Source organism: Candidatus Thiodiazotropha sp. AKAK3, assembly GCF_058244645.1.
Map to the genome: position 1 here is coordinate 1 of NZ_JBSYOQ010000016.1, position 9,177 is coordinate 9,177.

The window sequence follows — 9,177 nt, forward strand, 5'->3', positions numbered from 1 at the left end:
AATATCTCTGCAACTTATCACTATTTCCCACCTTATATGGTGGGGCATGGCCCCACCCTACAGCTCGGGAAGAAGTGGAAAAAACCGACGGATGATCTATTTCGATGTATGAGTGTTTATAAAATACCAAATACTACAATCCAGAAGGCCAACCGGCCATTCAGGTTGATACAATTTCGTATAAAGCGGATAAAAGTAATTTCCTCAGTAGGGTGGGGCCATGCCCCACCAAAAGGGCTGAGAAGTAGACAAATAGTCGATGATCACTCTGGATCCTGAATGAATATCTCTGCAACTTATCACTATTTCCCACCTTATATGGTGGGGCATGGCCCCACCCTACAGCTCGGGAAAGAGTGGGGAAATGCGCAGTGATATATAGCCGTTAACAGGCGATCTGAAAATCAAACTGTCTCAGGTTCGAAGGGTACAATGGTATCGACATCCACCTCATAATCTACACCACTTACCCCAAAGCCGAACAACTTCAGAAACTCATCCTTATAACCCTGATAATCGGTTACCTCGAAAATATTCTCATTGGTTACCTTTGGCCAGATATCCTTGACTGCCAACTGAACCTCATCGCGCAGCTCCCAATCATCCATGCGTATCCGCCGCTCTTCGTCCAGATCAGCGCCGCCATCTTTATACAACTGGGTACGGAACATGCGATTGATCTGATCCAGGCAACCCTCGTGAAGCCCCAACTCTTTCATCACCTTGAATCCAATAGCGATATAGAGCGGCATCACAGGAATAGCCGCAGAGGCCTGGGTCACCACACTTTTCAGAACAGCCACATTTGCACTGCCATTGATGCTCTGCAACTTATCGTCGATTTCCGCAGCAGCCCGATCCATGTCCTCCTTGGCTTTACCCAAGGCACCATGCCAATAGATAGGCCAGGTGATATCGGTTCCGATGTAGCCATAAGTGACTGTCTTGGCACCATCAGCCAGTACACCAGCCGATTGCAGCGCAGCCATCCACAGCTCCCAATCTTCACCACCCATGACCGTGATGGTATTTGCGACCTCTTCCTCGGTAGCCGGCTCGATGGCAGCCTCGATTAACTGATCTTTACTGGTATCGACAGCGGTAGCCCGGTAGGTCTCACCGATTGGTTTAAGCACGGAGCGGATAGTCTCACCGGTTTCGGGTAACTTACGTACTGGTGAGGCCAATGAGTAGACCACCAGATCCACTTCACCCAGATCTTCCTTAATGAGAGCGATCACCTTGTCGCGCATCTCATTGGAGAAAGCGTCACCATTAACACTCTTGGCATAGAGTCCTGCTTCGTGAGCGGCAGTCTCGAAAGCGGCAGAATTATACCAACCAGCGGATCCCGGCTTCTTCTCCGTAGCCGGTTTCTCCAGAAACACACCGATCGTGGCAGCGCCGGAACCGAAAGCGGCGGTTATTCGGGAGGCAAGGCCATATCCCGTAGATGCACCAATGACCAGGACTCTCTTAGGACCAGCAGGAATTTCACCGCCAGCTTTGACCTTGTCGATCTGTTCAGCAACATTGGCAGCGCATCCAGCAGGGTGTGCTGTGGTACAAATAAATCCGCGAGTTTTTGGTTTTATGATCACGGCCAGGATTCCTCAATATTACAATTATCTGTTTAAAGCGCCCTATAATACCTGAGCTTTTAGATAATAGGCAGGGTTGACCCAAAATTCATAGCGTTGGCCTGCAGCTTTAAAGTGACCATCCAATCGTTACACTATTGTCCTGATTATCAGTCAACCTCCAGCGTAGGGTGCGGCCCTGCCGCACCATCTCCAACTTAACGAGAACCACCAGATGTGTATATTAAGAGAATGCTCCTGTTACAGACACCAACAGGCACAAAGAGAGTTGCTGGAAGTGCGCTTGAGCCAACACAGTTATGGTGCGGCAGGGCCGCACCCTACTTATCTCAATTCAATTGACCTGGCGATTTAACAGGTCGTTTGAAAGTAGTATTTGAAATGAACAGGAGTAGAGAAACCTCCTTCTAACAGAGCGGGACGTGGCCACTTAAAGCCCGCAGATGAGTTGTATAAAGAAATCCGGCGTAGGGTGCGGCCCTGCCGCACCATCTCCAACTTAACGAGAACCACCTGATGAGTATGTTAAGACTCACAAGCAACCAAATCGAAACTCATCATCTAAGTCCAGAGGCAGTATCAATGTACTGAATTGGAGATTCAATGATTCATTACACAGGGTATTCCTTATAATCTCGTCATCAATATATTCTTGTCGATATTCCACATTAAGCACTGCCTTTCCACGCTCAACAAAAGCTGAAAGTACATCACACTCTGAATATTCAAAGCATTGCTCATTTATCGCGAAATCGAAATAGTCGACAAGTTCATCGACTTGATCGAGGTCGTTTTTCAAACCAACTGAAAGCCCTCTAGTATGGGCCTCATTTGCAAGCATACGGTTAAAATCAAGCTGATCGCTCGCACTCAGATTAAAGCCACTATTGTTGCTGTAACCATCCACGTTATCAGCTTCAACCCCATCACAACCTTTCTCCACAGCCAGATCAAGTCGGCGCTTCATAATGGTACGAACATTCTCTGAACGAATATCAAGCCAGCGCTCATCAGCCCAGCCATCAAGGGTATTACCCAACTCTGCTTCAGAGAAACTGCTCGCGTCAGAGCGCCAGGCTTCATAGGAACCCGCTGAAAAGTAACAGATAACCTTTATCGAATTTAATTGAAGTTGTTGAATTAATGATTCTGAAGAATCAAACAGGTCAATATCATAGAGATCGACTTCGTAAGAACTATTGACGGGGCCTGATAACTGCCATTGCCAGGTTGCAAATAGAGCAGGCTGATACCAACTACCTGACACTACTGGAGGTTGATCAGAGTCTACCGCAATTTCTGACTCACCATTGGAAGAGCCACCACCACAGCCAGCAACAAAAACACAAAACATTAATTGAGCTAGTAGAACACGCATATCACTTTTTCAAAGCATCCCTATTCACCACCCCCACCACAGTCACCACCTCCGCCATCTCCACCAAAAAACCCACCACCACCAGAACCCACATCACGACCGCTTGATGGCCCCATGAGAAAAACAATTTTCACAAGTAGTGCGATTAAAAACAGAAACACCAATATTGGACAGAGCGTGTTTTGAAGAGAAGAAGCTGATTCCAGTTCAGTGAAATTCCAGGATAGGTATAACCCCACAACAATGACCAACCATGAAATCATTTTTACCTCCCAGACCACATAGACCGACAATGAGTAAACAGGTTATAACAAACACACCAATAACACTCAGCCGAAACATAAGCACCACTACCTAAGGAAGGTAAGCTCAAAGTTTTACCGAATGATCCATATGGGCTGCTAATGAATAAAATAACGATAACAAAAGTAGCATTAATCAGGAGTGACTGCACTATAAATCAGCAGTTATAGCTACCATTTTAACTAGTGTCTCCTCAAGCCAATCTTATAATCTTACTGCAGTGACTGAAGCAAGCAGCCCATGAACCGGGATCTCAGTGCGAGTAGAGACAAGCACTGAATTTTCACATTGTAAAAAAAATGGCGGCGAATACTTCGTAGTGAAGTATCTGCCGCCAAACTTTGGCAAACTATGGCGTAGTAGTCCTTATCTATCCAACTCGATCTCTTCTATGGATGCATCTCCATCTTCATCTTCTATCTTGGCTCTTTCACCAACATTCAATTGACTGAAAAATGTTTCTGCATCGATCCGGTCATCGTCCAGCTTGTATTCGGTAGCTGCATAGACGGTGAAAACTGCGCCTACAAGGGTAACCGAAACACTATCGGTAAACGCTTCGACAGGCGCCTCTATTTTGGTTGCTGAAGACTCGTCCTCACGCTCTATACTGATGGCGACATACTGCTCACCCATGCGTTTAAGTTCCATCTCGACAAAATCTCCATCCCTCAATTCATCCAGATTGAAACTACCATCTTCATCCAGGTCAAAATCGGAACTATCTTCAAAACGCGTTGAGTTATCTGTCACAACAGCCAGACTTTGGCCACTACCCAGATCAAGGGTGACTACACCGTTCTTAGCATCGCTGCTTTCAACACCACTGACCGCTGCTTCAATCTCAATCTCGCTATCCTCTGCTTCTATCTTTTCTGCAATAAGGATATCGCCCTGCATATAGCCCTCGACCTCTAGTTCCATACCTGCGCTCAGATTCCCTTCAAGTGTATTGGGCTCATATCGTGTTTGGGAGGTGACCTCGAACATAACGCCATTCACAGAGTAACCACCACTACCATCACCAGCTAAAATTCCGTGCAGAGAGACTTCTTCATCATCGTCATCGATCAGATCACTGTCATCGCTTTCGATCCGGACAACCTCCATCGAACCACCGACGCTTACCAGCTTCAATTCGACAAACAATCCAATCGGATCTGAAGGTATATCCAATTCGACACTGGAACTGAGCAGGTAGGGGCCAGCCACAGCACCATTTTTAAGTTCCAGGGTGATCTCACTACCGTCATATGCGGTAACCGTGCCCTTTATCTCGTAATCACTCTCACTATCGTTCTGCAATTCGATCCGTGAGGCAACAATCTGCGTGCCATCGAAAAAGCCACTGACCTCTAACTCCTGACCTTCGGCCAGGCCATTAAACGATGCACCATCATCAAACACAGTGCTATTTGCATCTGCCGAGACTGCCATACTCAAGATAGTGAATGTTGCGACCTCACCACTCATTACAAGAGATCCATTATCGATAGGGCCTTCAACATCATCATCATAGGTGATGACGTCGGCAACACCCGTCATACCATCTTCATTCACTGAACCTTCAATCCGAACAATCATACCCACAGCCAATGATGAGTCATCAAAGCCCTGCTCATCGTCGATCTCATATTCGGTAGTTGAAGTTTCGAATTTGATGCCATTGACATAGACACTGCCAAAACCATCTACCCTACCTACGGTGACAGAATCCCCGCTACTGGTTGTGGCGCTATCACCACCACCACCGCCGCCGCCTCCACAGGCACCAAGTACAACCATCAGCAGGGTAGAAACAAATAAAACCAATTTAGATTGAGTCATATCCTCATCCTCTGCCACATACACAGCTCGATAGAGATGTTGTATGTGGCCTTCCTGGGTTAATAATGTTTATTTTGGGAATTTTTTCCCAACCACAAATCAAGTATATGACCAATCTAGAAATATTCAAGGTGATATATATTAATGATTCATTAATACAAAACCCACCACAGGAATATACAACCCATTGATTTAATTAGAATTAAAGGATAAGAATTCGGATCAACGAATGACTGAATGATACTTAGTTATAGTGAACCAAGTCTCAATGTTGTGACCGGGGTGTAGTCACCACAGGGCACTCTTCACCCCGATAGACGGACAGGTTTCTCATCATACCGCCACGCTCTTTTACACAGCTGGCGCATCAATAGACCACCCACTATCGCTGGGTAATAAGCTCCCGATACAATTCCAAATATGTCTGCATTATCGGCTCCCTGGCAAACTCTTGTTGGGCACGCTGATGACCTCTATTTGCCATCCCTGTTCTTAAACTATCCTCCTTCAGTGCCCGCTCAATGTTCTGCGCCAGGGATCGAGGGTTTTCGCACTCGAACATCAGCCCATCCTCACCGTGCTGTACCACCTCTCTAGCTCCCATCGATGCCGAGGTGACCAGTGGCTTAGCGTAACCCCAGGCCTCGATGATGACATTGCCGAAGGGTTCAGCATTGGTGGAGGGGAAGACAATCAGATCGGCCAATCGATAATAGGGGTCTGGGTTGAGCTGCCAACCTGTCCAGATGATTCGCTGATCGATGCCGAGCTGTTGTGCCTGTTGGTGGAGATCCTCTTTCAACGGCCCATCACCCAGGATCACTTGCCAGACAGGTCGACCGGCTATCTCTGTGGGTAGTTTTGAGAGGGCATCCAGCAGATAGCGGTGCCCCTTGAATGGCACAAATCGGCCAGGAGACATCAGCACCCAGGCCTCTTGTGGTATGCCCAGTTGCGCTTTTAATCCCTCTGGTGCTGGGCCTGCTTGCGGCAATTCGGCAAAGTTGTAGATGTGATAAACCTGCTTGCTGGGGAATCCTGCTTCAATCAGGTAGTCGCAGATGCCTTTGGTGTTACCGATCCAGGCGTCAGCGTGTCGGTAGCCGTCTACTTTGTAGTAGCCCCCGAGTCGTGAAATGTGCATTGCTGCGCTGTTTTTGGGCAGATGGGTGAGGCGGGTCGCCCGTCCCATATAGGTCTGGACGATCTGTGGTTGTTGTTGTTTGACCAGACGACTCACTTCGTTTTTTGAGATCGGATCCCAGACTGTTCGCATGCCCAAGGGGTGTCTTGATAGATTTGACCAGTGATCCCCATCCAGCTCGCTACCGCTGCGCACACCGATCTCGGTCGGGTGCCCCATCTCTGCCAATGCCAGTGCATAGCGCTGGAACCAGCGCTCAGCACCGCCAAAGGTTTTACTACCGATGATCTGTAAACTTTTTATTTCGTTCATCAACTACTTGTCTGTATTCAACAATGTCCGATAGACATTCAGATTGCCTTCGACCATCTGTTCTACGGAGAAACTGCGGCGCATCTTCTCTCGGCCCGATTCGCCCATCTGACGTCGAAGTGATTCGTCGGCGAGGAGTTGCTCCACCGCATCGCCCAGCACTTCGACACTACCACCGGGCACCAGGCGCCCATTCACACCATCTTCAACCACTTCCGGCATGCCTCCGGCATCGACCGCAACGATAGGCAGACCGGCACTGGCAGACTGCAGCAGCGCTATCCCCAGTCCTTCCATCAAGGCGGGATGGACAAGCAGATCCAGGCAAGGGTAGATTGAGGAGAGGTCGTCACGAAAGCCAGCCATCTGTATGTGGGATTGCAGCCCCAGTTCGGCAATCTCTGTTTCCAGCGCCTGTTGCAGGGGACCTTTACCAAAAATCAGCCAGCGGATATTCGGGAAGCGATTGATCAGTCTTGGCATCGACTGCAGAAGATAGCGATGGCCTTTACGTGAAATCAACTGGGCAACCGTTGCCATCACTAAAGCATCATCCGGCAGCTTAAACTGATCTCTGAACCAGGCCCGGTCACAACTTTTCTGGTAGGCCTCAACATCCACAGCACTGCGCACGCAGGCCAGCTTCTCTTTGGGGACGCCCTCTTCCAGCAACACATCGGCTATACCTTGTGAGATGGCGATAACCCGATCGTAGAGACGATATTTCCACTTCACCACAAGGGGTGACTCGGGATTATCGACCCGGCGTGAGAGTACGCTCTTGATACCGCACAGTCGGCCAGCTATGCCGCCAAGCACATCCGCACCTCTTCGACTGTGGAGATGTATCAGGTCAGGTTCTACCTGGCGGATTATTTTACGCAGCCGGAGGATAAAACCCAGATCGAGATCACCACGCATCGGAATCTCGTAGACTTCCGCAACCGACTCTCTGACAGCACGACCTATGGCGCTGCCAATCGGGCAGACCAGCCTCGACTCCACACCGTGCTGCTGTAGACCTGAGAGTAGATAGTTGACCTGTTTGGCTCCCCCATAGAGATGCTGACCGGTCTCGACATGCAGGACTTTCACGATATCCCCATAAAGCCAGGTAACTTCGTGGCCCGCTCAATGATCTCTGCCACCTTGATATCCGCCATGCAATCAAAAGCACCATGACAGGTTGGCTTGCGTTTACAGGGGGAGCAGCTGCGAGGATGATAGATCACTTGCGCATTCTCATGGGTCGTATCCAGATAGGGCCGGGTTGAACCAAACAGACAGAGGGTCGGTCGGTTCATGGCGATACCGATATGGGTCAATCCCGTATCAACACCAACCACCAATTCTGCTTTGGCGATAAGCGCCGCAGCCTGACGTAAACTGGTCTTACCGACCAGGTTGATCAATCTTGCCGGGGCTGTGGCTGTTATCGTCTTGGCCGCTTTTTGGTCAGCTGGGCCACCGAGCATCACAATCGGCAGTTGCCATTCACCCTCAGCTGCCGCAATCAACTCGCACCAGGAGTCATTAAACCAATGTTTCTGCGGCCGTGTGGTAAAGGGAGAGATTACCACGAACCCCCGACTCAGCTCATGATTTTCGATAGTCTGATCCCCATAGCGCTGATCCTCCCTGGAGAGGCCAACCTGCATCTCGAACTCATCCACCGGTAGTTCAAGTTGCTCAGCGAGATAGAGATATTCAGATCCGATACGTCGAGGCTCTCCACCCTTCTCCACCCGATCATTCATTAAATATTGGCTGCCCTCTCGGGAGCCCAGGCCAATCCGTTGCTGTGCACCTGAAAGCCAGGTGAGTATGCCACTCTTCAACAACCCCTGAACATCCAGCGCCAGATCGTATTGTTGCCTTCTCAAGACTTTTTTAAAGGCTGCTATCTCATACCAAAGTGCCAGCCAGCTTCGAGCTTTCCACAGCTTCTCCCATTCGGCTCTCGGCCAGACCACAACCTCATCCAGTTCAGGATGCTGTTCCAGCAGGGCTTTGGATTCCGGTTGCACCAGCCAACTGATACGTGCTTTCGGATAGCGTCGACGCAGGGCGTGAATCAAGGGAGAGGCGAAGACGATATCTCCAATGGCACTGAGCCGCACAATCAAAATTGAGGGATTGTCAGTTTGAGGCAATTTCACAGCAATCCTGAGATCGGTAGATTCGACAACATAACTTTACGCAGAGGGTTAAACCAGCTTGATCAAATGTTCATATAGTACAAGCAGCTTAGTGATTATGTTAGTGTTAACCCTAACATCAATTTTCATGCTATCCCAGAAACGCCTACGTCCTCTGGAGGGTCGAATTACTAAAGCTGAGCTATGTTTTGTACCACCTCACCCTTGCTCTCCTCCTTAAGTAGGGTGTTGTAAAAGCAAGCCGTGGTTTTTCGCAATAGATTTTGAGAACAGAACAACCTAAATTCTTACACTTTTCAGCCTTAATGGTGCGGCAAGGCCGTACCCGAATGGCACTTACTTAAGGGGATTTGTTACGTAGAACGAGAATTTTCTGAGGTAACCAAGCTATTTTGGTGGGGCAGGGCCCCACCCTACGCCCTGAATTGAACGGTAGGGTGGGGCCCTGCCCCA

The 9,177-nt window shown here is 48.9% G+C and carries 7 protein-coding genes; all 7 read right to left on the reverse strand.

Going from position 1 to position 9,177, the window contains the following annotated elements:
* Nucleotides 1–404: 404 nt before the first annotated feature.
* Nucleotides 405–1,601 carry an enoyl-ACP reductase FabV gene (fabV, locus tag AC4IE7_RS01890; protein ID WP_490775106.1) on the reverse strand — a complete coding sequence of 399 codons (1,197 nt, stop codon included), beginning with the start codon at nucleotides 1,599–1,601 and terminating at the stop codon, nucleotides 405–407.
* 532 nt (nucleotides 1,602–2,133) lie between these two features.
* Entirely contained in the window at nucleotides 2,134–2,979 is an 846-nt protein-coding gene (locus tag AC4IE7_RS01895; RefSeq protein ID WP_490775107.1) for an endo alpha-1,4 polygalactosaminidase, read from the reverse strand.
* Nucleotides 2,980–2,999: 20 nt separating this feature from the next.
* Complete coding sequence (locus tag AC4IE7_RS01900) at nucleotides 3,000–3,242, reverse strand: hypothetical protein (protein WP_490775108.1); 243 nt, start codon at nucleotides 3,240–3,242, stop codon at nucleotides 3,000–3,002.
* 406 nt (nucleotides 3,243–3,648) lie between these two features.
* The gene (locus tag AC4IE7_RS01905; RefSeq protein ID WP_490775109.1) at nucleotides 3,649–5,109 is read right to left on the reverse strand and encodes a DUF5666 domain-containing protein; all 1,461 of its coding nucleotides are present in this window, start codon (nucleotides 5,107–5,109) and stop codon (nucleotides 3,649–3,651) included.
* A 382-nt stretch (nucleotides 5,110–5,491) separates the two neighbouring features.
* Nucleotides 5,492–6,565, reverse strand: coding sequence for a glycosyltransferase (locus AC4IE7_RS01910; RefSeq protein ID WP_490775110.1), 1,074 nt, complete (start codon nucleotides 6,563–6,565; stop codon nucleotides 5,492–5,494).
* A gap of 3 nt (nucleotides 6,566–6,568) precedes the next feature.
* Nucleotides 6,569–7,660: a glycosyltransferase gene (locus AC4IE7_RS01915; protein WP_490775111.1), complete on the reverse strand. Its 1,092-nt coding sequence runs from the start codon at nucleotides 7,658–7,660 to the stop codon at nucleotides 6,569–6,571.
* Nucleotides 7,657–8,724 (reverse strand): lipopolysaccharide heptosyltransferase II, encoded by a 1,068-nt coding sequence (gene waaF, locus AC4IE7_RS01920; protein ID WP_490775112.1) that lies wholly within the window; start codon nucleotides 8,722–8,724, stop codon nucleotides 7,657–7,659. The genes AC4IE7_RS01915 and waaF overlap by 4 nt, the downstream gene beginning before the upstream one ends.
* Nucleotides 8,725–9,177 lie beyond the last annotated feature (453 nt).